The 25,844-nt window shown below is 40.6% G+C and carries 20 protein-coding genes and 2 pseudogenes; 8 read left to right on the forward strand and 14 right to left on the reverse strand.

From position 1 onward, the window contains the following. The first annotated feature begins 182 nt into the window (after positions 1-182). Positions 183-908, forward strand: a complete 726-nt coding sequence (locus tag L655_RS0116720; protein ID WP_024605638.1) for a hypothetical protein — start codon at positions 183-185, stop codon at positions 906-908. 69 nt (positions 909-977) lie between these two features. On the opposite strand, the pseudogene L655_RS1000000128085 reads toward L655_RS0116720, so the two are convergent. The 9 genes and pseudogenes from L655_RS1000000128085 to L655_RS0116760 all read right to left on the reverse strand — a co-directional run. Beyond that, a pseudogene (locus L655_RS1000000128085) lies at positions 978-1,226 on the reverse strand (IS110 family transposase); the annotation flags it as partial. A gap of 137 nt (positions 1,227-1,363) precedes the next feature. Next, a complete protein-coding gene (locus L655_RS0116725) occupies positions 1,364-2,155 on the reverse strand; it encodes a sterol desaturase family protein (RefSeq protein WP_024605639.1) in 792 nt (263 codons plus the stop codon). After that, the gene (locus tag L655_RS0116730; RefSeq protein WP_024605640.1) at positions 2,148-2,792 is read right to left on the reverse strand and encodes a CDP-alcohol phosphatidyltransferase family protein; all 645 of its coding nucleotides are present in this window, start codon (positions 2,790-2,792) and stop codon (positions 2,148-2,150) included. The genes L655_RS0116725 and L655_RS0116730 overlap by 8 nt, the downstream gene beginning before the upstream one ends. Positions 2,793-2,824: 32 nt before the next feature. Next, positions 2,825-3,463, reverse strand: a complete 639-nt coding sequence (locus L655_RS0116735) for an ATP-binding cassette domain-containing protein (protein WP_024605641.1) — start codon at positions 3,461-3,463, stop codon at positions 2,825-2,827. Positions 3,464-3,518: 55 nt separating this feature from the next. Continuing rightward, positions 3,519-5,254: pseudogene (locus tag L655_RS01000000125780) on the reverse strand (ABC transporter permease subunit). Next, the gene (locus L655_RS0116745; protein ID WP_024605642.1) at positions 5,251-6,549 is read right to left on the reverse strand and encodes an ABC transporter substrate-binding protein; all 1,299 of its coding nucleotides are present in this window, start codon (positions 6,547-6,549) and stop codon (positions 5,251-5,253) included. The pseudogene L655_RS01000000125780 and the gene L655_RS0116745 overlap by 4 nt, the downstream one beginning before the upstream one ends. Then, positions 6,536-7,381, reverse strand: coding sequence for a DUF547 domain-containing protein (locus L655_RS0116750; protein WP_024605643.1), 846 nt, complete (start codon positions 7,379-7,381; stop codon positions 6,536-6,538). The genes L655_RS0116745 and L655_RS0116750 overlap by 14 nt, the downstream gene beginning before the upstream one ends. A 1-nt stretch (position 7,382) precedes the next feature. After that, complete coding sequence (locus L655_RS0116755; protein WP_024605644.1) at positions 7,383-9,548, reverse strand: bifunctional TVP38/TMEM64 family protein/FAD-dependent oxidoreductase; 2,166 nt, start codon at positions 9,546-9,548, stop codon at positions 7,383-7,385. A gap of 24 nt (positions 9,549-9,572) precedes the next feature. Further along, positions 9,573-11,933 (reverse strand): TonB-dependent receptor, encoded by a 2,361-nt coding sequence (locus L655_RS0116760; RefSeq protein ID WP_024605645.1) that lies wholly within the window; start codon positions 11,931-11,933, stop codon positions 9,573-9,575. A gap of 418 nt (positions 11,934-12,351) precedes the next feature. Here L655_RS0116760 and L655_RS0116770 point away from each other — a divergent pair, with 418 nt between their 5' ends. Next, entirely contained in the window at positions 12,352-12,765 is a 414-nt protein-coding gene (locus tag L655_RS0116770) for a hypothetical protein (protein WP_002960120.1), read from the forward strand. A gap of 94 nt (positions 12,766-12,859) precedes the next feature. On the opposite strand, the gene L655_RS0116775 is transcribed toward L655_RS0116770, so the two are convergent. Beyond that, the gene (locus tag L655_RS0116775) at positions 12,860-13,285 is read right to left on the reverse strand and encodes a hemerythrin domain-containing protein (RefSeq protein WP_008134499.1); all 426 of its coding nucleotides are present in this window, start codon (positions 13,283-13,285) and stop codon (positions 12,860-12,862) included. A 363-nt stretch (positions 13,286-13,648) separates the two neighbouring features. Here L655_RS0116775 and L655_RS0116780 point away from each other — a divergent pair, with 363 nt between their 5' ends. Beyond that, positions 13,649-13,867: a DUF6500 family protein gene (locus L655_RS0116780; RefSeq protein ID WP_024597227.1), complete on the forward strand. Its 219-nt coding sequence runs from the start codon at positions 13,649-13,651 to the stop codon at positions 13,865-13,867. A gap of 1 nt (position 13,868) precedes the next feature. Here the strand turns inward: L655_RS0116780 and L655_RS0116785 are convergent, their stop codons facing one another. Then, the gene (locus L655_RS0116785) at positions 13,869-15,524 is read right to left on the reverse strand and encodes an RluA family pseudouridine synthase (protein WP_024605646.1); all 1,656 of its coding nucleotides are present in this window, start codon (positions 15,522-15,524) and stop codon (positions 13,869-13,871) included. A gap of 316 nt (positions 15,525-15,840) precedes the next feature. On the opposite strand from L655_RS0116785, the gene poxB reads away from it, so the two are divergent. Further along, on the forward strand, positions 15,841-17,565 hold the full coding sequence (poxB, locus tag L655_RS0116790) for a ubiquinone-dependent pyruvate dehydrogenase (RefSeq protein ID WP_024597229.1): 1,725 nt from the start codon (positions 15,841-15,843) through the stop codon (positions 17,563-17,565). 549 nt (positions 17,566-18,114) lie between these two features. Here the strand turns inward: poxB and L655_RS0116805 are convergent. The 3 genes from L655_RS0116805 to L655_RS0116815 all read right to left on the reverse strand — a co-directional run bounded on the left by L655_RS0116805 (position 18,115) and on the right by L655_RS0116815 (position 21,636). Then, on the reverse strand, positions 18,115-19,341 hold the full coding sequence (locus tag L655_RS0116805; RefSeq protein ID WP_002960134.1) for a threonine/serine exporter family protein: 1,227 nt from the start codon (positions 19,339-19,341) through the stop codon (positions 18,115-18,117). Between the two features lie 116 nt (positions 19,342-19,457). Then, positions 19,458-20,687: a glycosyltransferase family 4 protein gene (locus L655_RS0116810; protein WP_024605647.1), complete on the reverse strand. Its 1,230-nt coding sequence runs from the start codon at positions 20,685-20,687 to the stop codon at positions 19,458-19,460. Continuing rightward, positions 20,596-21,636, reverse strand: coding sequence for a LacI family DNA-binding transcriptional regulator (locus L655_RS0116815; protein ID WP_024605648.1), 1,041 nt, complete (start codon positions 21,634-21,636; stop codon positions 20,596-20,598). The genes L655_RS0116810 and L655_RS0116815 overlap by 92 nt, the downstream gene beginning before the upstream one ends. Positions 21,637-21,802: 166 nt before the next feature. Between L655_RS0116815 and L655_RS0116820 the strand changes: the two genes are divergently transcribed. The 4 genes from L655_RS0116820 (at position 21,803) to L655_RS0116835 (ending at position 25,799) form a co-directional block, all read left to right on the forward strand. Beyond that, on the forward strand, positions 21,803-24,265 hold the full coding sequence (locus L655_RS0116820) for a prolyl oligopeptidase family serine peptidase (RefSeq protein ID WP_024605649.1): 2,463 nt from the start codon (positions 21,803-21,805) through the stop codon (positions 24,263-24,265). Then, positions 24,266-24,538 (forward strand): hypothetical protein, encoded by a 273-nt coding sequence (locus tag L655_RS0116825; protein ID WP_125825559.1) that lies wholly within the window; start codon positions 24,266-24,268, stop codon positions 24,536-24,538. A gap of 71 nt (positions 24,539-24,609) precedes the next feature. Continuing rightward, positions 24,610-25,227, forward strand: coding sequence for a LysE family translocator (locus L655_RS0116830; RefSeq protein WP_024605651.1), 618 nt, complete (start codon positions 24,610-24,612; stop codon positions 25,225-25,227). Between the two features lie 80 nt (positions 25,228-25,307). After that, positions 25,308-25,799, forward strand: a complete 492-nt coding sequence (locus L655_RS0116835) for a DUF2798 domain-containing protein (RefSeq protein WP_024605652.1) — start codon at positions 25,308-25,310, stop codon at positions 25,797-25,799. The last annotated feature ends 45 nt before the right edge of the window (positions 25,800-25,844 follow it).

The following is a 25,844-nucleotide window of genomic DNA, read 5'->3' on the forward strand; positions in this document are numbered from 1 at the left end:
TAGGTTCGGTGTAAAGTTTTCTGGCGAATTCAATTATACCTTATCTTCATGCTGTTTGTTTTTCATACCACAAAGATCAACACGCCCTAAAAAGTGTGTTGATAAAATCAATTAAGTTTTAATGTTATAGGCCGATAAAGATCTTATTAATAATATATCTTTCATAGGAAAGGGAATTTAATATGAAAATAACTCATGATATTTTAACAGATACCGCAACAACACAGCTTAAAAATAAATCAGCTCCTGTTGATTCGGGTAAATTAACTGATATCCACTCAAATGAAACAATGAATAAGCAGCAAGCACAAACATTTGCTGATGATATTTATCATAAAGATGAGCATATCCCACAAAACCAAAGCACTTATGATAGACCGCTAAGTATCACAGCACATAAATCTGAATCAGAGCTTTTGGATAAAATGACTAATACAATATCATTTGGTGAATTACCACATAAGTTAAATCAACTTCGACCTAAATATGAAGATTTCATGAATGAGTTAGAAATATCTTCTCCATCGTTAGCTAAAAAAGAATGGGAATTTTCTGTTGATAGTAACGATAAATTAGTTGTTTCAGGTAATATTACTGAAGATGAAAAAAACTACCTTGAAGGTAAATTGAATGCTAACGAAGATATCGCTAATTTAGCTAAAGAATTACCTGACATTCTAATAAAAGGTCAAGAATATGACCGTGGTTATGATGGGAAAGGAAAATATTGGGGGAAATATGATTTTACTCAAGAAAACTTTAAAGGCATTGTTGATATAAAGGGACTTTTAGATAGTTCGTATGGGCCAAATGCCAAAGCATTTGATGATGGTTTTGATGCTTTTTCATATCAAGATAATTTGCGTAGTCAATTAGCGAGTAAGGCTGAAGCTAAATATGCTTATTAACGAACTGTTATTTAGCATTGGAGAACAAAAAATATAACAACACGCCCTGAGGTGGACGACTAGTAAAATTTAGCTATTAATTGCAAATTTTAAAAGTGGTGAGCCTCTGCGTTTTAATGCTGCTAAATACGTCGATTCATCGTAGAGTGTATTCGTTTTCCAACACCTAAATACAATTCTTATCCATTTAAATGCCAGTGATCTAATAATACTGTTGTGCGGCTTACCCTTGGCTATTTGTTGCTCATAATACGCTTTAGCCCAAAATGAATAACGAATAGAAAATCCCGCCCATTCTACAAATGTTTGTCTTAAAAATGTAAAAATTAAACAGACCCCCTTAAAGTTTTCACCTGGCGTATCCGTAGAGTATTTTATTTATACCAATCTACATCAAAGGGCTTTTAAGTAGATTGGTATTGTGTGATGTACAATATAGTTGTTTTTACTTGTTTTTACTTGTTTTTAAACGGCATGATGAGTAACCCCCACAGCGAGGCATTTTGCTTTGCAGTTGGGTATTCAACCAAACCTATATCTATTTCTGCGTCGACTTTTTTGGCCTCACTTTTATAGCTGCCAAAAAGTTTGTCCCACCAAATTACACTAAAGCCATAGTTTGAATTTGTTTCACTCACTACTTTACTGTGGTGAATGCGGTGCAGTATTTGCGTCATTAATATAAGGCGTAGTGGCTTTTCAATGGCGTTTGGTAGGCGTATGTTTGCATGGTTAAACAAGGCGAGTGCATTTAACGCGATTTCAAATATAAGTACGGCAATGGCGGGTACGCCAAGTGCAGTAACTGCAATAAGTTTTATAAGTATACTAAGCACAATTTCGATAGGGTGAAAGCGCAGGCCGGTACTGGTATCTACATGCGCATCGGCATGGTGTACGCGGTGCAAACGCCATAATAGTGGCACTTTATGAAACAATCTGTGCTGCCAATAAATGAGTATATCGAGCAATATAAGGCTTAGCACTATGGCTATTATGCTAGGTATGGCTAGTTGGTTAAATAAGCCAATGCTGTGCTCTTGATTGTAAAGTGCTACTGCGGTTAAACCAAGTGGTACAACTAAGCGCGCAATGATAGATGAGGCAAACACTAAGCCAAAATTTGCAAACCAGCGAGTGCTGCTTTTAATGGGCGATTGCCTTGCGGGTTGTCGCCATTCAAGCAGCATCATTATGACTAAAATGCTAAAAAAGCAACCGAGTCGCCACCAAACTTCGTTAGTCATTATTATTTATAACCTCATTGGCTTCTTGCTGTTTAAGTGTGTGGTAGCCGCCATGTATACGGGTAAATATGGTAATGGCGCAGGCAAAAGCAAATATACCAGCGAGGAGGGCAAAGTGCTGCGGCCAAATACAAAAGGCTATAAATAGCGCTATTGTTTCTGTGCCTTCGGTTAAGCCATTTAGGTAGTAAAAGCTTTTGTATTTAAATTGCGGTTTTTCGAGCTTAAACTTTTCAGCGGCTATGGCAAAGGCTAAAAAGCTTGAACCCGTGCCAATAAATGCAGCGAGTAATATAGCGCCTGCAATGGCGTTTTGTTCGGGGTTTGCCAAAATAAAGCCAAGCGGAATGGCCGCGTAAAACAAAAAGTCGAGTGTAATATCTAAAAAGCCGCCGGCGCTTGAGCTTAAATTAGCATGGCGTGCTAGTGCGCCGTCAAGCCCATCTAAAATGCGATTTAAAGCAATGGCCACTAATGCGCCGTACCACATTTCAAACGCCAGTAATGGCACGGCTAATAAGCCAACTAAAAAGCCTACAACAGTGAGCTGATCGGCGGTTATGCCGCGTTTATGCATAAGCATAACCACAGGTGTTAAAAGCGGCTTAATGACAGGGGTGATAAATTTGTCTAGCATGTTTATTGCCTTATGCGTTTAAAGCTATGTATTTAAAGTGCGCTATTTAAAGTAATGAGTTTGCCATTTGCAGCGTCGGCATCGCTATGGTCATGAGTTACCATAATTGCAGGTAGCTTATGATCGCGTATTTGGCTGAACACGAGTTCGCGTGTATCAACACGCAGTTGGGTGTCGAGTTTGCTAAAGGGTTCGTCAAGTAAAATGGCTTTAGGTTCGCTCAGCAGCATACGTAATAATGCAACACGGGCTTGTTGCCCGCCCGACAAGTTATCGGGATGACGATTGCCCATGTCTTTAAGACCGACTTGCTCAAGTGTGTGTTCTATTTTTTCAAGGCGTTGTTTTTTATTACCTTTTGGCATTGCAAAGGCAATGTTACCAGCAACAGTTAAATGCGAAAACAATAAAGCGTCTTGATAAAGCACTCCAATATGGCGCAAGTGTGGAGGGGTGTTATCGATATTTTGACCATTAAGCCACACCTCTCCATTGGCCTTAAAGCTACTTGGTAAAGTACCCGTAAGCCAATTTAATAAGCTTGATTTACCACTGCCTGATGGGCCCATAATAGTCAGAATTTCACCGCCATTAACTTGCTCGTTTAAGCTAAGTAGCAGCTCATTTTGGCGATAAAGCTGACAATTTTTAATTTGTAACGATGACTGCATTAAAAAACCTTAACCCTGATAGTGTTAAACATGGGTGCTTTAAATAAGTGCACTTTTAAGCACGTGCACTTTTGAAAAAATATTTAGGTAAAACCCATGCCAGTATAAATCCAATAAGTGGCAACGCCATTTGCATAATAGCGTACACGGCACTGGTGCGTCTGCTTGCGCCATTGGCAAGCGTAACGGCTTNCGCCCGCCGCCAGCTAAAAGCGTGGGGAGGTATTGTCCAAAACTAATTGCTAAGCCCAGTGCGGCTGCAATTAAAATAGGGGCAAACAACTGAGGTAGTTTTACTTTAAAAAACACCTTGCATGGCGCTGCGCCTAGGCTTGCTGCAACATTCGCAAAACGAGGATCTAAGCGCCTATAACTGCTCGCGAGTGACAAAAATACGTAAGGCAAAACAAACAGTAAATGTGTAAACACCACATTAAAAAATGCGGCTTGGTTATTTACCAATTGTTGTATCCATACTAGCCCAAACAAAAAGGCAATACTGGGTACTAATAACGGTAAGTAAATAATTAAACTGGTAAAACGAGAAATCGGTTTGTCACTCAATTGCTCTGATTCTAAACACAATAGAGTAAGAATAATGGCAAATAATGTGGTTACTAAACCGATTGCTAGGGTATTAAAAAGCGGGCTGCTCATTTGCATTAGCGCACTTTTAAAATGCAGTAGTGTAAATTGCTCAGGCATTGCATCTGGAAAGCGCCAAAAGCCTGCAACCGACCACATAACTAAACCAATAAGTGACAACATTATAAAGCTAATTACTAATATGGTGAGTACGATCGTTATTTTTTGCCAATAAAATCCGCCGTATTCGCGCACTCCATTAGTGAGGGAGTCGCTAAATAGCACTTTTACGACCTTTTCTGCGCCAAGCCAAAGGGCTAATAACCCACCTGTAACAGCCAGTTGTAATAAAGCGCCCGCTGAGGCTTTAATGCGCAGGTTTAAATCAACATCGTTAAACCAATGCATTATTGCAACGGCTAACGTGGGTGGTGTATTTGGGCCTAAAATGAGTGGCATTTCTACACTGGCACTTGCATAGGCAAGCACGGCTAAAAGGGGCAAACGCAGCAGCGGATAAAGGCTTGGCAGTATTACTTTAAAAAAGGCGGTCATTGGGCAATAACCCAAGTTAAGCGCAACCTTATGTTGCTGGCGTAATTTTTTGCCAAGCTCAGGTTGAGCAAGTACGCCCAGTGCCATTAATAATAAAAAGGGAAGCTCTTTTAGTGTTAAGCCTAAAATAATACTAATACCGAACGAATCATGCGGAAACATGCCGTTTGGCGCAAGTTCCCAGCCGCTTAACCAAGGCGACGCTAAGCGTGAAATCATACCTGAAGGGGCAATTAAAAACCCTACTGCAATAGCCGCGGCGGCATGAGGTATCACTAATATAGGGCTCAATAAACGCTGAATTCGGTTAAGCCACGGGCTATTAAAAAACGCAGCTAAAATCATTAAGGTAATGATAAATGCAAGCAGAGTACTTATTAAGCCCGTTGCAACGCTTAAGGTAACCATTTGAGTAAGGCCGGATGTTTGCCAAAGGGCATTAAAACCTTGCAAGCTAAACGTTGTTTGCTCAAGTACGGGCGCATAACCAAAGGCAGGCAGCAATACGCTAATTAAGCCACCAAGTACGGGTAGTATAAGTAAAGCGAGTAAAAATCGCGGGCTAAATTTTACAATGCGCGTAAACATATCGGTGCTGCACTGCGTTGTTGCTTTGGTATTAATCGGTACACTTTTTGAAATAACACTCATTGGCTTACTCCATAACGAGTTTGCCAACCTTGCATAATGGCGTTTACCCAGCTTGGATGAGGTTCGCTCAATGTGCGTTTAATACTGTTTAAAGGCAGTGCACTTGGATGTGGTTTAGCTGTTTTAAATAAGGCTTGCTGATCAGGCGTTAACGTTGATTGAATAAGTACGCTTTTATCGCCCCATATATGCGCTTTTTGTTTTTGAGCTTGCGCCTCAGGGCTGAGTAAAAAATTAGCCACTAATTGCGCACTTTGCTGGTGGCTTGCATTGTAAGGGATTGCCACAAAATGGGTATTACTTAAACTGCCATCACTCATTGCGTAACTGCGAATGCTGTTTGGTAAATCATAGCGTTTTACAGCTGCGGGTACTTCAGGTGCTGAAAAAGTAAAGGCTAAACTCAGCTCTGTATCGTCTACTAAGCGGCGCATTTGAGCACCACTTTGCATAAAATGAGTGCCACCACGCCAAAGCGTTGGGTGTAGTTTATCTAAAAAGTCCCATAACGGATTTAGCACTTGTGCAGTATTTAAAGCGGTAGCTGGTTGGTTTAACTGCGCTTTAATGTTTTCGCTGCTGTGCTTATGCAGCACAACTAAGGCGTACTTTAAAAAGCTCATACCTAAAAAGTCAGGCGGCTTTGGGTAACTAAAGCGACCAGGGTTTTGTGTGCTCCAGTTTAATAATTCGTTTAATGTAGTAGGGCGTTTATTGTTTGTTTGTTCATTTATTGCAAGGCTGTCGTAATAAAAGGTGAGCGATGCTTGCCCCCACGGTGCTTCCATACCGTTTGTGGGTATGCCAAAGTCAAAATTAACAGCAGGGTTATTAGCGGGATCTGTGTATGCAAAGTGTGGCAGTTTATTTGCCCACTGTTTTAACAACAATGCGTGCTCGCTCATAGTGGCAAAGTTAGCGCCGTTTATCCATACCAGATCAACACTGCCTTGGTCATTATTATGTGCTGATTTTTCGGCCAACACACGGCTTACTGCTTCGCTGGTGTCGCTGAGCTTTACATGGACTAAGTTAATATTATATTGAGTTTTAACTTGCTGGGCAGCCCATTGAATATAGGCATTTATTTGCGCGTCGCCGCCCCAGGCATAAAAGTACACGCTTTGGTTATTACCAAGCGTTTCAATATTTTCCCAGCGAGTGAGTCGTTCTTTACTCATATTATGAGCGCTGTTATTAGCAAAAGTACTTAAGCTTGTTATTAAGCAAACGCAAAACGCGACACAGTAAACACTGTATCGCGTAGTTGTTTGCCAAAACTTACTGGCGTGCATTTAAATCCCAGCTGTAGTCTAAAAATTTTACTTTCATGTCATTATTTTTAAGCGCTTTTTGCTGAGCGGGTACTAGTTTAAGTGCATCGCTATATTGCAGTAAAAACTGCTGTAGCGTGTCTGCACCTCTAAAACCTTTTTCAAAGTCATCGCCGTACCATTTAAATATAGAGGAGATATTTAGCGTATTTTCCTGCGCAAAATTACGTGTTGTATCAGATAAAAAACGCACCGTTTGCTGTTGCAATTGGCTCTCTAGTTCAGTAGCTGTGAATGCCTCCCCGCGCAGCGCAGGGCAACCAATACTTGCACAATTTACAGCAAAATGAATACGTGGGTCGTTATATTTACCGCTGCCACGAATTAAACCGTGCTCTATGTCATCAAGGCTGCGAGTTTTACCAAGTAGTGGCACAAACGCTTTACTCCACGGTGAGCTAAAAAAGCTGCCTAAATCTTTTATTGATTTAAGGTTTTGGGGCTCTTTACTGCCAAGGTTTGAAACGATGAGCTCTACGGTAAATGCATTATACGCATTAATTAAAAACGCCAGTTGCTTAGGCTTTTCCCACGCGTCAAACTCGTTTTGTGTTACAGCACTTAACGAATCTAAATACGTTTTTAGCTGAGTATGATCACCTTGTATTGCAGCGTAATCAACCTCTGTGCTGTGATTATGGTTAATAGCGACAACATGTTTATTTAGCAATGCATTCCAGCTATCGTGCAGGTTATTAGTCGTACTTTGCGCTTGGCTTGAAAGCGACGTTATAAGCGCCGTCGCAAGTAATGTCGCACTTAATAATAAAGGTTTTAATGTTGTGTTAAACATATTAGCCTCGACGCCACGTATGATATTTTTCGAGCAGGTTAAGTACTTTTTCAGGTGCATGGGCGCGTTTCCACTCGCCTGCAGCGTATTTGTTGCCTTCAGCCCAAGTAGGGTAGCTGTGTATAGTGCCCAGTATTTTATTAAGGCCTAAACCGTGTTTCATGGCCAGTACAAATTCAGCAATTAAATCACCCGCGTGTTCAGAGACCACAGTTACACCGAGTATTTTGTCTTTGCCTTTAGGGGTAATTACTTTAATAAAGCCTTTTGTGGCGCTGTCGGTAATTGCGCGGTCTAGCTCTTCAAACTCAAAACGAGTGATTTCAAAATCGATACCTTTATCAATTGCATCTTGCTCGTTTAAACCCACACGTGCCACTTCTGGGTCAATAAAGGTGGTCCATGGAATAACGCGGTAATCTACTTTAAACTTTTTAAGGTTACCAAATAAGCCGTTTACTGCTGCGTACCAACCCTGATGAGCGGCTACGTGCGTAAACTGGTACGGGCCAACAATATCGCCAGCGGCAAAAATATTAGGGTATAGCGTTTCTAGGTATTCGTTAGTGACTATTGTACGGTTTGTTTCTATGCCTAGCTCTTCAAGGCCGTAACCTTTAAGGCGGGCACTGCGGCCAACAGCGCATAGCAGTTCGTCGTATTCAATAGCAATTTCTTCATCATTGCCTTCGTTAAGGCGTTTAACAATAATGTACTTTTTACCGTCGCGCGCTTCACAACGTAATGCCTGATGTGAGGTTAAAATGTTAACGCCGCTTTCGCTCAATGCTTCATGAGCAAAGGTAGACACTTCAAGATCTTCTTTGATCATGATGCGCTCCGCCATTTCAATTTGCGTAACGCTTGAACCTAAACGGGCAAAGCTTTGGGCTAATTCGCTGCCAATAGGGCCGCCGCCAAGTACTACAAGCTTTTTAGGTGCTTCGTCAAGCGCTGCAAATTTATCCCACAAGGTATCGCTTGTTACATAACCAGTTTCTTCTATACCGGGTAGTGGCGGTACAAATGGGCGTGCGCCAGTGGCAATTACAATAGTACGTGCCGTTAATGTTTGTGTGCCGCCATCGTTGAGTTTAATTTCTACCGTCCACGGGTCAATTAATTTACCGTAACCTTTTACTACGTCTACGCCTAAATTAGTGTAGCGCTCTACGCTGTCGTGTGGTGCTATATCGGCAATTACTTTATGAACACGGGCCATTACTTTTTTAAACGAAAACTGCGGTGTCATGTTTTCTAGGCCGTAGTGTTCACCGTGGCGAATTTGCTCTGCAATTTTAGCGCTTTTAATTATCGCTTTACTGGGAACACAGCCGTAGTTTAAACAGTCGCCGCCCATTTCGCCCGCTTCAATAAGGGTTACTTTTGCTTTAACAGCAGCGGCAATATAGCTTGTTACCAAACCACCTGCACCCGCGCCAATAACAATCATGTTACGGTCGAAACTTTTAGGTTTAGTATAGTTTTTGTATACACGACGTTTTTTAAACACGTTTAAGATCCCTTTAGCAATAAATGGGAATACGCCCAATAAAGCGAATGATAAAATTAAGTCCAACGATAAAATGCCCGATAAACTCTCTATTTGAGCAAGCTGCGTACCGGCATTAACAAATACAAATGTACCGGCTAGCATACCCACTTGGCTTACCCAGTAAAAAGTCCATGACTTGATGGCTGTTACGCCCATTAACAAGTTGATTAAAAAGAACGGAAACACCGGCACTAAACGCAACGTAAATAAGTAAAAGCCGCCTTCTTTTTCAACGCCTGCATCAATGGCTGCTAAACGCTCAGGAAAGCGCTTTTTAATGGTATCGCGCAATAAGTAACGTGATACTAAAAAGGCCAGTGTGGCACCTATGGTTGATGCAAACGATGCAACCAATAAGCCTTCAACTAAGCCAAATAAAGCACCCGCTGCCAGTGTTAAAATAGCCGCGCCCGGTAAAGACAATGCAGTAACCACCACATACAATAAAAAGAATCCGCCAATGATTAATAGCGGAGATTGCGCTTTATATTGGCTAAACTGATCCATCGACCCTTTTAAGCCCTCAAGCGTAAGTAGTTGGTGCAAATCAAAATGAAAGAACAGGCCGATGGCGACCGCTGCAATCAATAACAAAAGTATTTTTTTAATCATGTTCTCTCTCTTTCAAACTTGCCTTTAAAAATTATGCGTAAGCGTCAGCTTGGCGTTTATTGGTAATTCAGGAAAAGCCAAGGTTGCACCAAAATAACCGCCTTCAAATACTGGGCGCCAGTTTTTTTGATTCGTTACGTTGTTCACATCTAATCGTAACTTGGTACTAGGCGTAAAAGCATAGCTAGTATTTACGTTTAGTGTGTACTGATCACGAATTTTTACTGTCGCCAAAAAGTCTAATGGGTAACTCTTTGTATATAGACCTGAAAAACCCGTTTGCCATTTCGAATTAATTGAATAATTTCCGTTAAAGCTGAACGATTGCTCAGGGATACCCTGTACACGGGTGTTTGAAGGTGCAAAAGCGGTAAAGCTAGGTGCGCCAACACTGGTACCTTCAATAATATCTGGACGTGAGTTGTCAAATGCATCAGCTACTTGAGCCGAATCTTGACTACTTGCAGAATTATCGTAGCGAGCGTCAATATAGCTGTAGCCAACACTTAGCCAATAAGGGTAGGCGTCATAAAATACTTGGCTTTCAAAGCCGGTAGTACGAATGCCAGTGTTACTACCATCACGATTACGTAAACTACGACGTTGGCTAAATACGGCTCCATCGGCGTACCAATCGCTGTTAGTTGGTGCGTATTTTAAACCAAATTCAACCAAGGTATTTTCGGTTGAAAAGTTTTGTGCGCTAATTGTGTTGTCGCCACCAAGAGACGTGCCGCCAGCCATGCTATTTGATGTGGCTTCGTTGTAACTTGCTGCACCATAAGTGGTGTAATCACCGTTCAATCGGTAGTTAAAGCTTATTTGCCCCGAATGTAGCTTATCGTTAATGCTATCACGAGCTGCAATTTCACCCTCTGGTGCTATTGGGTCGTGCGCGTCTACGTCATAAAAATCAATGCGGTATCCAACACTTGTATGAAACTTATCAGTCCAATCTGAGTCTTGTTGAATCGCAAAACCTGTTTGCCATGAACGCGAATCGGTCGTGTCTGATAGGTTAAAGTCGCCGCTACCATCGTTATTAATATCGTACTGACCACCTGGAGATACAAATACACCTGGGCTAATTTCAATTAAACGCGCTTGTTGTTCACTTGTTAGAGGAATGCGACGATTTGAAAGTGGGCCAGTTAAATCAATAGGTAAATCGGCTTCTGTTGTAAATTGGCTGTAGCCTAATACGCGGTTATAACGTACATCAAATGCAAAAATGGTTTGCTGATCGCTATTCCAAAGGTAGGTAAGCTCGGTACGGTTTTGCGCCGTGTCTGCACCATCTATAATTTCAACAAAGCTATTCTGTACAATTTCTTCGCGTTGTAAGTGCTGAAAATACGTAATGTTTTTTATTGATGCATTGCTAGAAAGTTCACGCTTATAAATACTGTGTAGTAAATAGGTAGTAGCTTCGTTTTGATTATCAGGGTCGGTAAGTACTGTACTGCGATTAATTTTAACTTGTCCAGTAGGTGAGATTATCGCACCTGCTGCTGGTACGGTACTGCCATTTGCTTGCACGCCTTGACCGGTAATATAAAGGCCATTATCTATTAGCGCTTGAGTAGGGCGGTTAATACCTGCGTTATCGGTAAATTCAACTTGGTATAATTCAAAGTTAATATCCCAGCTGCTTTTGTCATCGGGTAATACACGTAATGATGCAAATAAGCTGTCGCTTTTAGTTCCCGAGAAATCGTAGTAACTGCCGTTATCAATATGTTCAGCGCTTACTCTAAAACCTACTTTATCTTTTACAATGGGTGCACTGTAATCAACTAAAACACTGTATTGATCCCATCTACCTGCAGATACAGCTGCTTTGCCTTTGCTTTCATCCGTAGATGCTTTTTTAGAATGTAAGTTTACAAAACCACCGTTGCGTTGGCTTGAACCAAATAATACCGGTGGCGCGCCTTTTACTACATCTATTTGTTCTATAGAGTTGAACGATAACGGCACGCCAAAGCCATTATTACCTGCTTGGCGGCGTGTACCATCTTGGAAAAGCTCACCTAGTTGCCCACGAATAGTAGGTAAACTTGGTGCCCCAAAACCACTGGCTGAATAGGTATTAGGGCTTACTGCAAGTACGTCTTGTAAAGTCGTAATATTGAGTTGTTCTATTAACTCGCTTGAAATTGGTGTTACTGATCGGGCTATATCTCGTAGAGCTAAGTTGTCGCCAAAAGGGCCGTCTACAGTGGCATTTTTAACCGAAAGACCTTGAGATCTAATAACTTGGCCTGCCACCTCAATACGCTCAATTGCGCCTTCTTTTGCTGTTTTTGATTCTTCGGCTGCAAAAGCATTAAGTGGTGTATTTAATATGGTGGCTAGGGAAAGTGCTAAATATGCGTGTTTCAAACGTTTTCTCTCTACGGTTAAAATGTTGTTGGCGATAAAGACCGAAAGGATTAAAAATAACTTTCAGTAAAATTTTGATTCTTTTTGTTTTTTAGAACATAACAAAACAGATGCATTATAAAGATGGTAATTAAGTAGTATTGTTTTATTAGTTGATAAAATATTAATACAGCGATTGTACTAGAGTGAATGTAAATATATGCTTTTAATAGAATTTTTAATTATAGACTACTTTCAACCTGCTAACATTTTAAAAGAGTTAACTTTTATGCAGCATTTTTTAAATTACTTAAATAAGCTTCACTTTTAGTACTGCATGGCTTAACTAATGAATTTAATTAAAAATTTTTGAAATAAAAAACAACTTATACGGTCTAGGTTACTTCTACGTTTATTAATATTCATTTAAGGAAATTTTATGACAGGTTCAATGAATTCTGATGTGCAAAACCGTTTGCAGTGGTCACTTTTATCTTTGCGTTTAGGCGTGTTTATTGTAATGGTTATGTGGACATTCGATAAGTTTGTTAATCCTGGGCATAGCGCACGTATTTTTGAACATTTTTACGGTATTAGTGGCTCTACAGATATAGTGGCTTACATTATTGGTGCGGTGCAGTTAGTGCTTGTTTTAGCATTTTTAGCAGGTATTAAAAAGCGTATAACGTACGGTATCATTTTTGTAATGCATGGCTTATCTACGCTTTCTTCTTACAACCAGTACATAGATGGCTTTAATAACTTATTATTCTTTACTGCATGGCCAATGTGGGCTGCGTGTTTTGCACTTTACTTATTACGCGACCAAGACGTGAAATTTACTGTAAAGTAATAAAGTACATGCAAAAAAATTGGTTATAAGCCATAAGGCTTATAACCAATAAGTACACAGGGAGTGTGTGGAAGTCGGTTTGCATGTTATGCAACTAATGCATTGCGTCGTTGTATTGCTCAGCAAGGCTCTCTTTTTGCCCTTCGGTAAGTGCTTTACCCGCTAATTGAAACACTTCGTGTTCTTCTTCACTTAAATGATGATGTACCAAATGGTGTAGCTTTTTAGCTGCAACTAACCATGCAGACGAGCTCATTTCGGTATCTTCAAGTTGTTCAATTAATTCATCAATTTCGTGATGTTCAGCTACGCTGTGGCGCGCTTTTTCGTGAGTTAAGTCATCAAACATAAGTGGGTTATAAAAGTAACGTTCTTCAAATTTTGCGTGATTTTCTAATTCTGTTTTTAGCTCATCCATTAGCGTGTGGCGCTGCTCTGTGTCGCCGTGTGTTTGAATAAGCGCATCTACCAATTCTCGTTGTTTGTCATGGTCATGACGTAGTGCTTCAAAAATATTCATAACTAGTCCTTTACTTGCTCTTTAATTGCTTACAAATATTGAAGCAAGCTAAATGCCATGCTTTAACTTGTTGAATTAAATTAGTTTATATTTGTTCGTTTGCTCGTGGGAGTATGCGGCCTGTAAGTTTTACAAGCACGCTCATGCAATATTTTCAGGCTTTAGTTTTACTGATGTGTTGGAGGAGTTAAGGTAGTTAATAAAATAGCGCGCAAATAAAAAAGATGAAAAAATGATACTTTCTTTGATACTATCAGTACGTTCTTTTTTAATTTTTTGTAACGGTGGCTAAAAGTAAATATGCCCATAAAGATCTTGAGATAGATTTATAATCCAGAGCATAGTTTGTTTAATAAGGTACATATGAAAGAAGAACTAAGAGCAAAAATAATTACCGTATGCGATAAAAAAATAGCAGTTAAAGGAGAAAATGTAGGGCTTTCTTTTTATGCATTTTTTGCCAATAAAAACGACGATCCAGAGCTACTTATGGATGCTGCTACTTGGTGGATACACACCCATAAATTAGATCATTTTGTAAAAGCAAAGACCATCAAACAAATGATCTTAGATGGGCTTTAGCTTAAAAATCTGCGGCTACTTCAAACTCTAATCGTTTAAGCGTAATAGGGTGAGTAAATGCTAAGTATTCTGCATGTAAATGTAATCGTTCGGCTTTTTGCCCGTAATGTGTGTCGCCTATAATTGGCATGTTTAAACCTAAGCTGTGCGCACAATGCACTCTTAATTGATGAGTTCGCCCTGTTTTAGGGTATAACTGTAATCGGGTAATATTGTTGTTACGCTCTAAAACCTGCCAGGTAGTAAGTGATTGCTTACCGTGTGTGTAACACACCATTTGGCGCGGTTTATCATCAAAGTCTAGCACTAAGGGCAAATCAATTACTCCGCTATCCTCAGCTACGTTACCATTAACTAATGCGACATAACGTTTATCTATGGTGCGTTCAATAAACTGCTTTTGCAGTGCTTTGTGCACGCGTTTATTAAGTGCAATCATCAATAACCCAGAAGTCGACATATCTAATCTGTGTACAATTAGTGGCCCTGATGCCTCTGGAAACTGCGTTTTTATGCGCATATAAACTGAGTCATCAATATTAACGCCAGGCACTGATAAAAACTCAGCGGGCTTATTTACCACAAGTAAGTCGTCATCTTTATAAACAATACTTAAATCTTTACCCTGAGCTGGGTTGATAAGTAGCGGGTTATCTTCAACATCTAAACCCTTTAGCATATGCCCAAGTATTGGTTGGCATTTACTGTAACAAGAAGGGTAGTAATTCTTATGCTGCCTAATTGCTGATTTAGGTGCTGCTCCCCACCAAAACTCTGCCATAGCAAGTGGCTTTAAGTCATGTTTATAGGCGTATTGTAATAATTTAGGCGCTGCACAATCGCCAGCACCCGAAGGAGGAGTGTGCTCAGGTAATGCTGCAAAAATAGCATTTAAATCTGTAGTTTCACCATTTGCATTTAAAAATTGGTACTGTGCAAATAGCTTTTTTTGTAAGCTTTTAGAAAGTGTTTTACGGCGCTTTTTTAAATGAGCAATTTCATTAGAAATATTGATGTGTGTTTGCTGCAGTGACTCGATTATATTTTGCCAATAGGATTTAAGTGCCAGCAGTTGCTTTTTTTCTACGATGCTTTGCCCTGCAAGCTTATTTTTTAACTGCTCAAAATCACTTTCGCTAAGTTCTAATTTGCCTTCGGTACGTTGTATTTTTCGCTGCTGACGACCGGCTTGCATTACTGCCTGTTGAGCTAATAGCGCTTGCTGGTAGCTCTGTGTTGCATCATCAAGTTTGCTATTAACTTCAAGCAGTTGTTCACTATTTTCTAATTGCTCAATTTGAGCATTAATATCGTTAATTATTTTACTTTGAGCCAAATAGCTATCGTCTTGAAGTTGCATGCTAGAAACAGGCGGCACAAAGCTAATATTACCTTTATCACCTTCAATTTGTCCCGAATAAGCACTTAAAAAGCCTAATTGTTGCTTAGCATTTTGCACCACTAAAACCCCAAACATTTTACCTGCATTTTCTGCTTTTAAATGCGCTAACGTTTCAAGCTGTTGCTGTAATTGTTTAGTGGCTGCTACAGCTAATGGTTGCGGCTCGTAATAAAAAGGGAAAGTAAACTTTTCAGGAAGCGCGAGAGCATCAATATTTTGAGAAAATAATGTAAAGCAAGAAGCAGAATTTGACATAGAAGTAAGAGAAAAGCATTCAGTAAAATAATTGAGCGCATAATAACATATTCATAGTTAAGCCACTAAAAATCTCGCACCCGCATATTCATAAACACTTTAAAGCGGACATTCATGTTTTATGTATCAGTATGGGGTCGCAGCAAGCATAGGCGTTTGTTAGTAAAGTCTCAGTAGTAATATATTTATCATTATCAAAATATTTAAGCTTATCGATTCTCAATAATTGAGCGCATTTCGAAACGATGACTTACCTGATAGATCAGAGACGAAAAATCAATTTACAGAATAACTGAATATTTAGGAGTTCTATATTATGAGTCAAAATATCGCAAGTTTTATCACTAAAACCCTCGAACAAGCAGGCGTAAAACGTATTTGGGGAGTAACTGGCGATTCACTTAACGGCATTAGTGAAAGTCTGCGAAAAATGGGAACAATTGAATGGCTAGGTACGCGACATGAAGAAGTTGCCGCATTTGCAGCTGGTGGCGAAGCACATTTATCAGGCGAGCTTGCGGTGTGTGCGGGTTCTTGCGGGCCAGGTAACCTTCATTTAATTAATGGCTTATTTGATTGTCAGCGCAATAATGTACCAGTATTAGCAATTGCCGCACATATTCCTTCATCTGAAATTGGCAGTAGTTATTTTCAAGAAACCCATCCGCAAGAATTATTTAAAGAATGCAGTGTGTATTGTGAAATGGTGTCGAGCCCTGAGCAAATGCCGTACCTGCTAGAAACAGCAATGCGACAAGCAATACTAAACAAAGGCGTGAGTGTACTTGTGCTACCTGGCGATATTGCATTAAAAGATATGCCTAAAGCTATTAAGCCGAAATGGAACGTGCCAAAGCCAGCAACTTATACCCCCGCTTTATCTGATATTGAAGCAATGGCGACTCATCTTAATAAAAGTAAAAAAGTAACCTTATTGTGTGGTGCTGGTTGTAAGGATGCCCACGACGAAATTGTTGCGCTAGCCGAAAAATTACAAGCACCGATAGTGCATGCCATGCGCGGTAAAGAATTTATTGAATACGATAATCCTTACGATGTTGGTATGACCGGATTTATTGGCTTTGCATCGGGCTATCATGCAATGCAAGAAGCCGATACGTTATTAATGATTGGTACTAGTTTTCCTTATCGTGCTTTTTATCCCGAAAATACCACCATATTGCAAATTGATAATCAGGCTGCGTCACTCGGGCGACACGTGCAAATTGACTGTGGCGTGTTAGGGGATACTAAAAACTCAGTGGCCACACTGCTTGATTATATTAAAGGTGAACGGACAAGTTCGCACTTACAAAAATGTGTTAAAAATTACAAAGAGTCTCGACAAGATCTTGATGAACTTGCCAGTGGCAAAACCTCGCAAAACTTAATTCACCCGCAATACCTAACGCGTTTACTCAACGAGCAAGCAGCTGACGATGCTGTTTTTACTTGTGATGTAGGTACGCCAACAGTGTGGGCTGCGCGTTATTTATCAATGAATGGTAAGCGTCGCTTAATTGGCTCGTTTAATCATGGCTCTATGGCAAATGCGATGTCGCAGGCAATGGGGGTTCAATCTGTTGATAGAGACCGCCAAGTCATTGCAATGTGTGGTGATGGTGGCTTTTCGATGTTAATGGGGGATTTAATCTCACTTAAGCAGCTTAATTTACCAATAAAGATTGTTGTTTATAATAATCGCTCACTTAGTTTTGTGGCTATGGAAATGAAAGCCAGTGGGTTTTTATCAAGCGATACCGATTTAGAAAACCCAAGTTTTGCTAACATTGCACAGGCCTGCGGCTTAAAAGGGATTCATGTGGATGACCCTGAAAAATTACCATCGGCAATGAACGAGATGATGAACCACTCAGGACCTGTTGTTTTAGAAGTCGATACTGCAAAACAAGAGCTTTCAATGCCACCGCAAATCAAATTAGAGCAAGCAAAAGGCTTTAGTGTTTACATGATGAAGGCGCTGATAAACGGCAAAGGAAACGAGATTGTAGAGCTTGCCAAAACTAACTGGTCACGCTAGTTACTTCCCTATTGAGTATTTTAGCTCAATAGGGAAGTGCCAAGTAATAATCCTCACTATCATCTTTTATTATTAATAAGCTAAGGCTGCTGTTTGTAAGTGATTGAACCGAAATAGAAAACCATATATGGTTTATCATTAAATTAATAAAAGCACGCATAAAATACCTCTACTCATAGAGGGAACAGAGCAATAATGAAATGGAAATCGGTTTTACTGTCGCTGGCTGTTTTATGGCTTATTCAAGCTCAGCAAAGCAGTTTACGCACCAGTGAATACGCAAATATCTAGCCTATTGCAAGTAAATTCAACGCAGTTAGCGCTGAAAATAGCTGCTTGAGATAGATTTATTATCCAGAGTTTAGGTTATTTAGAAAGCGCTGAACTGTTTTTACGTTGGAATCACTATGAGGTTTTTGAGTTTGACTCAAGTGCAATGTAATGAGCTAAAACATTTAGCATTGGCCTCAATTGCTACTTGGTAGTTGTTTTTAGTTTAATGTTTTACTCGCTTTACTCAATTAAAGTAAAGCGAGCGCTCAGTATCACTTACAAACTCTTTTTAGGCGGTAGGGCTACGTTTGCAAATATTAGTCCTGCAACGAGCGACATAAATATTAAAAACGTTTGCTGGCCTATATGCTCTGCGTATATAAAGTCTTGGCCTTCAATGAGTGAGTTTAAGCCAATATAGGTTTTGCTACCTGGTACTAATACAATCAAGCCTTGCATGGCCACAATAGAGGCCGGCGCATTAGCAACGCGGTTAAACAAGTTACTAAAAATACCCACCGACAAAGCACCCACAAACGTACCTAATGTGTAATCAAGGTACATAGCCGAGCCAATACTGGTGCCGTACGCTATAAAGCCTGATGCTATAGACCACACAGCGTGCTTAAGTTTGGTTCTAAAAATAACGATTAAGCTGCTACAAAGTAAAAATATAGCCAGCCATGCGGTCCACTTTGGTAATGGCTCAGGTTGTACAAAGTCAGCTTGCCCAAAGAGTGCAAAGCCAATGCCTATGCCAATAAAACCGCCAAAATAGAGTTTAAATAACAGCATAAACGAGTCCATGACTCTTGCTGTACCCGACACTAAATGCCGCGCTGCAAGCTCTGCTAAGCCAAGCGCAAGTGCTAAACCGGGTATAAATACAATAATGGCTGAAAGTACCACCAAGCGTATGTTTATTTCAGGTGTTATATACACACTTACTGCACACGCAAGTATTGCCGATATTATGGCTACCAATGGCTCAAGCATATGGGCTACGCGTTTTGAGCGCCCAGACCAAAGCACAAACAAATAAACAACTAAAGTAAGAAGCGATGACCAAATAACATCAGTCCAGCTAGTACCCATTAACATTGCAAACGCACCACCAGAAGTTGCAAAGGCAACGCCCGTAACAAGTTTATTGTATGGGTTTGGCATGTCGTAGATAGCATCTAGCTGGGCGTCAACTTCTTGTAAAGTTAGCTTGTCGTCAAGCATTTGGTTTACAAGGTCGTCGGTGTCGGCAAGTGAGCCTAAATCGTGATCGCCAGGGTCTACACGCGCAACGTGGGTGTACTCGTCTTCGTGGCCATCAGTCCAAATAACAAACGTTACCGAAGTTGGCGACATAACAAACGACGATTTAAGTCCTAAATATGTAGCCACTTCCATTAGGTGGGCTTCTAGGCGGTAAGCAGGCGTACCATACTTGTGAAGCATTTTACCCAATTTAACGATAAATTTGCGTTTTTCTGTAAAGGTTGCAGTTTTCAAATCTTTTTGGACCAAATATTGCGATAACTAAGCTAAAAATATAGACAATACAGCTAAAACTGCCCACGTTTGATGGGCGCGATTTTAAACACTAATTGGTGTGTGTCTAGTCATTTTTAATCTAATTTTTTATTTTTTTCAGCTATCCATTGCGACATGTATTGAGTGCTGCGCATTGTATGATGTTTGAGCATTTGGCCTGTAAAGTTTTTTTCGCGATGAGCCTCTAAATCGCTACTTATTGAATCAATTTTTTTAATTAACACCGTGCTCAATTGTGCTTTATCGTAAAGCGTATTAAGGAGCGTGTTGCCATTTTGCTGCGCTTGTTCAAAGTCACTTTGATTGGTGTACATTTCAACAACAGCATTGGCAAAATCGTCGGCAGTGTTGGCTATTTTACCAGGCCATGGTAAATCGTTATGCATGCCCTCTGCACCAATATTAGTGGTAACGCTGGGTGTTTGCATAATCATGGCTTCAAGCAATTTACCTTTTATGCCTGCACCAAAACGCAGTGGTGCTAAACATACGCGTGCGCTTTGCATTACATCAAACGCATTATCGGCCCAGCCTTTTATTAAAAACCCTGTTTTAGGGTTATTTAGTGCCGTGGCTTTTGGTGGTGGGTAAGAGCCATAAATATGTAGTTCTGCTTTTGGGAGTTGCTTGCGAATAAGTGGCCATATTTTTTGTAAGTAAAGTACAGCATCCCAGTTTGGCGCGTGTCTAAAGTTACCTATGGTCATAAAGTGCTGGCGCTGCTCAAACGTTTTTGTACTTGTAGGTAATGAGCTTAAATCGACCATAAATGGTAAATGGTGTAATAAGCTTGGCTCTATTTTAAATACGCTGTTTAGCAGGCTCATTTCATAACTTGAAATAATTAAGCTTAGGTCGCAGCGTAAAATAGCGGCAATTTCTCGTTTTGCTATGTCTGAGTGTAAATCGCTGGTTGTAAACTCGCGCTCACCTTTAAACGCTTCGTGACGAGCGTTACGCAAACATTGTAAATCTTCGGTATCGAGAATTTTAATCGCATTTGGGCAATGTTTATCGACGCGCCAGCCAAATTGTTCTTCCATCATAAAGCGGTCAAACATGACTATATCTGGGTTATAGGCTTTAACGTATTCGTCAAAGCTGTCGCAGTTTAGTGCAATGCTTTGGCTGGTTATACCAAAGTCGTCAAGGTTTACCATATGATCGGTGCGCTGCGCGGGCGTTGCAAATTCAACGTCCCAGTTTTGCGCTCTAAATGCATTTAATAACGACATCATGTGCGTTCCCGCAGCAGACGAATTTGGCTCTGGCCATACGTAGCCAATTACCAGCACTTTTTTCATTGNCTGGCGGGGCTGTATTTTGTAGTAGCTCTTGCAGTATTAAAAGGCACCGCTTAGCTATATCAGTTGTACTAATAGCTACGGTGGTTAAGTGATTATTTATAACCGCGCTATTAGGAATGTGGTGGCAACTCACTACTTTAATAGAGTGATGAGTTAATGAGTTAATAGCGGCAATAACACCTTGAGCAATAATATCGTTTGCACACACCACTGCGTTTAATGTGGGGTTGTGTTTATATGCTTCTATAAATGCATTTTTAGCGCTAAGGACTGTGTTTACTGCGCAGTCAATGGGTGCTAATGGTGTAATGCTGTGCTGCGCGCATGCGGTATTAAAGCCACTTTGCAGTGCTTGTGAATCACTTAAAGTAAGTTCATTGCCTATAAATGCTATGTTTGTCACGCCTTGTGCGAGTAAATGCATACTGGCTACGTGGCTGGCTTTTTTATAGTCGGGTAATACACACGGAGCTGCGCTAAAGGGCACTTCACTCATTAAGGTAATTACTTTGTGTTGCGCGCTGAGCGCATCAAGCCATTTGGGGCAAGTATTAGCAACGGGGCAAATAATAAATGCAGCTGCGTTGTATTCTTTTAAGTTTTTAACTGCGTTTGCTTGTAGCTCAAGACTATTATTACAGCTTACAATCATGGCTTGTAAGCCATTGTCGTTTAACAAAAGTTGTAAGCTGGTAGCAAGGTGTGCCATAGCTGGGTTAGTTAAATCATTTATTACTATGGCCACTAAGTTAGAGCGTTTTGAGCGCATAGCAGCGGCATCACGATTATAAACGTACCCTAGCTCATCTATCGCTTTGAGTATTTTTTGTTTACTTTTATTGCCCACTTTATCGCTTTGGGTAAGCACCAACGATACGGTTGATTTTGATACACCAGCACGCTCTGCAACATCAAAAATGGTGACTGATTTGGCTTTGTTATGCATTGTATTTTAAGTACCGCAGTGGTGAATAAATAGCGCTGTAGTTTAGCTTAATCAGCACTATTAAGTCATCTTTTAGAGGTGTTTAACTTACCTTAATACTTTATGAACAAAGCAAAACGTGTTTATATACGCCTATAAGAGTAAAAAATAACAAAAGGATAAAAACATGAGCGCTTTTAGGCTGTTAGTTGCCTTTATTTGTTGTGTGGCATTAGTCCCAACAAGTTACGCCGAGCAGGGCTATCAAACCCCATCACCCGAACTTACAGCATTGGTTGACGCTAAGTTAGCACCCACTAGTTACTTATCGAGCGATGGCCAGTGGCTAGCGCTTTTTGAAAGCAAACGTGTAGTTACCCTTGATGAACTTGCAAAAGAAGAGCTTAAGCTTGCTGGTATTAAGCTAAACCCCGCTAATTTTTCGCGCTCTCGTGTGAGTGCCAAATTTAGTGCTGTGGAGCTAAAGCATGTTCAAAGCGGGTCGGTTATTAGTATTAATAACTTACCTAATGGCATTATCCGCTCACCTAAATGGTCATCTAATAGTAAATATTTAGCCTTTGTTGTTGAGCAACCAACCCAAGCCAACTTATGGCTTTACAGCGTTGAAACCAAACAAGCAAAAGAGTTAACTAGTGCTGCGTTAAATTCGGTACTAACTGCATCGCCATATAAATGGCTGCCAGATAGCAGCGCCATTGTTGCAAATCTTGCTGTTAATTTTGGTAAACCAAGGCTTGAAAATAACAGCCAAAATGTAGTGCCTGTTATTCAACAAAGTACTGGCGAAAAAGCGCCAGCACGTACTTACCAAAATTTATTATCCAGCCCGTTTGATGAATCACAGTTTAAGTTTTACGGCCAAGGGCAATTGGCTTACATAACGCTTGATGGCAACACTCAAGCAATAGGTAGCCCTTCTTTATTTAAATCGTTTTCGGTATCACCTGATTCTACCAATATTTTAGTTGCCGGTATTAATGAGCCGTTTTCGTATCAAGTGCCTTACAGCCGCTTTGCAAGCACGTGGCAAATATGGGGCATGCGCGGCTATGCATTAGCAGAGCTGGCAAAACAGCCACTTGCCGATAATATTCCACAAGGTTACGACAGTGTACGCACTGGCCGCCGTGATTTTGAATGGCGAGCTGATCAAGGCGCTGAAGTTATTTGGGCCGAGGCGCAAGATGGCGGCGACATGAAAACCGACGTTGAGCATCATGATTATGTTTACAGCTTACGTGCACCATTTAAACGCGAGCCTAAATTATTTGCCAAAGTAGAACGCCGTTATGCGGGAATGGAGTGGGGCAACGAAAACGTAGCAATGCTTAGTGATTGGCGCTTTAGCGATCGTCAAGTACGTACTTATATAGTACAACCACGAAATGCCGACAGAAATCGCGTTTTATTTTCAGAGCGTAGTTACAACGACGCGTACAAAGACCCTGGTAATGCAATTTACGAGCGCAATGATTTAGGCGCAAACGTAATTAAAATTGTAGGCGGGCGTTATATTTACCTTCGCGGTAATGGAGCTTCAGAGCAAGGTAATATCCCGTTTTTAGATAGGTACGATGTTAAAACAAATAGCAGCAAGCGTTTATGGGAATCAAAAGCGCCATACTACGAGCGTGTACGCGCACTGCTTGACGACGAAGGTGAGCGATTTATTACTATTCGTGAATCTAAAACTGAGCAACCTAACTTTTTTATACGCGATTTAGGCAACGACACGCTAACGCAGTTAACGACATTTGAGCACCCGTATCCTGCCTTTAAAGGGGTAACTAAAGAGCAATTACGTTATAAACGCGACGACGGTGTTGAGCTTTCGGGCACGCTTTATTTACCACCAGGGTACGATAAAACACAAGGCCCGTTACCTGTGCTTATGTGGGCTTACCCACTTGAATACAAAAATAAAGCCGTAGCATCACAAGTACGCGAATCGCCTTATGCATTTACCTACATTGGCTATTGGGGTCCTATGCCTTATCTTGCTAAAGGTATTGCCGTGTTTGACGATCCTAAAATGCCAATAGTGGGTATTGATGGCAGCGAGCCAAACGATAACTTTAGAAAGCAGCTAGTATCAAGCGCGCAAGCAGCTGTTGATGTATTAGTTAAAAAAGGTATTGCCGATAAAGACAAAATTGCCATAGCAGGGCACTCGTATGGTGCATTTATGGTTGCTAACTTATTGGCTCATAGCGATTTATTTAAAACAGGTATTGCCCGCAGTGGCGCGTATAACCGCACATTAACACCGTTTGGTTTTCAAGGAGAAGAGCGTGATTTTTGGCAAGCACAAAGCGTGTACGCTAATATGTCGCCGTTTTTCCATGCTGAAAAAATTAACGAACCAATGCTAATGATCCACGGTCAAGAAGATCCTAATTCTGGCACTTTCCCAATGCAAAGTGAGCGCATGTACGCAGCCCTAAAAGGTTTAGGTAAAGATGCCCGCTTAGTAATGCTCCCTTATGAAGCACATGGTTACCGTGCGCGTAAAAGCTTATTACATGTGTTGTGGGAACAAGAACAGTGGTTAGATAAGTATTTGCTTAGTGATACGGTTGAGCCAGTAGAGGTCATTACTGAGCCCGTGATAAGTACTGGGCAATAGATGTTTACACATACAGTGGAGTGCAAGAAGACCCACCCTCAATCTTGCGGAACATTCCCAATGCAAAGTGAGCGCATGTACGCAGCGCTAAAAGGTTTAGGTAAAGATGCTCGCTTAGTAATGCTCCCTTATGAAGCACATGGTTACCGTGCGCGTAAAAGCTTATTACATGTATTGTGGGAACAAGAACAGTGGTTAGATAAGTATTTGTTAAATGGTACAGCAGAGCCAGTAGAGGTTATTACTGAACCCGTGGTAAGTACTGGGCAATAGTAATAAACATGAGTAAGCAACAGCGCGGCTACTTATAGCCGCGTTTTTGCTTTTAATATGAGAGTAAATTAATGATTGATGTAGCAGCACTTGCGGTTTTTATTCCTACCTTCTTTTTTGTGTCGATAACGCCAGGTATGTGTATGACCCTTGCCATGACACTCGGTATGAGCATTGGCGTGCGCCGCACATTATGGATGATGATAGGTGAGTTGTTAGGTGTCGCAAGTGTTGCCATAGCTGCGGTATTAGGCGTTGCAAGCGTAATGCTAAATTACCCAGATGCATTTGCCATTTTAAAGTGGGTAGGCGGTGCGTACTTAATTTACATTGGCGTTAACATGTGGCGAGCCAAAGGCAAAATGTCGGTTGATACCTCAAAACCAAATGACGTAAGTCGGAAGTCGTTATTTATTCAGGGTTTTGTAACCGCAATTGCTAACCCTAAAGGGTGGGCGTTTATGATCTCACTATTACCGCCCTTTATAAATGTTGAGCATGCAGTAGCCCCTCAGCTTTTAGTATTGCTTGGCGTTATAATGACCACCGAGCTTTTAAGTATGTTAGCTTATGCAACAGGTGGTAAAAGCCTACGTTTATTTTTAGCCCGTGGCGATAATATTAAGTGGATGAACCGTATTGCTGGTAGCTTAATGGGATTAGTTGGAATTTGGCTTATTTTTGGTTAGCTTAAAAAGTAGTTGATATTATCAATTAATTTGCTGTAGTTGATTTTGTCATCTATTTAACGCTTAAGGCATGCCCAATAATGAGTACACCCGTATCAGCAAACCCAGTAATGGTTGAGCCTAAAAAAACGCCTGTAATTTATAAAATACTGGTTATGGTAAGTATTATTACCTTAATTGGCGGTACTCTAACTGGCATTATGACTTATGTGAATGTGGGTGTTACAGAGCATTTTTATGCCGACTGGTTTACCTCATTTATAAGTGCAGTATTGGTTATGGCGCCTGTTGGTTTTGTAATGATGACCTTAATGCATAAGCTAGTTGCCCAGTTATTACCTAATAGCAGTGAGCTAAAACGTAATTTAGTTATTAGTGTTTTTATGGCGCTGATCATGGAGTCGGTGATGGCGTTTGTTACCGCTACTAATAATATTGGCTATGCAGATATGCGTGTATTTGTAACTGGATGGACTGAAGGGTTATTAGCCGCATTACCAATAGGTTTAACTATAATGCTGATAATGTCGGTTACGGTAAAACCTAAAATAGAACGCTTTTTAAAGAGCTAACACTTTGAGCGCTAACGTATTAAAGCAAATAATTTAATACGTTTA

The sequence above is a fragment of the Pseudoalteromonas sp. TAE79 genome, from assembly GCF_000498015.1.
In the GTDB taxonomy this organism is placed as follows: Bacteria; Pseudomonadota; Gammaproteobacteria; order Enterobacterales; family Alteromonadaceae; genus Pseudoalteromonas.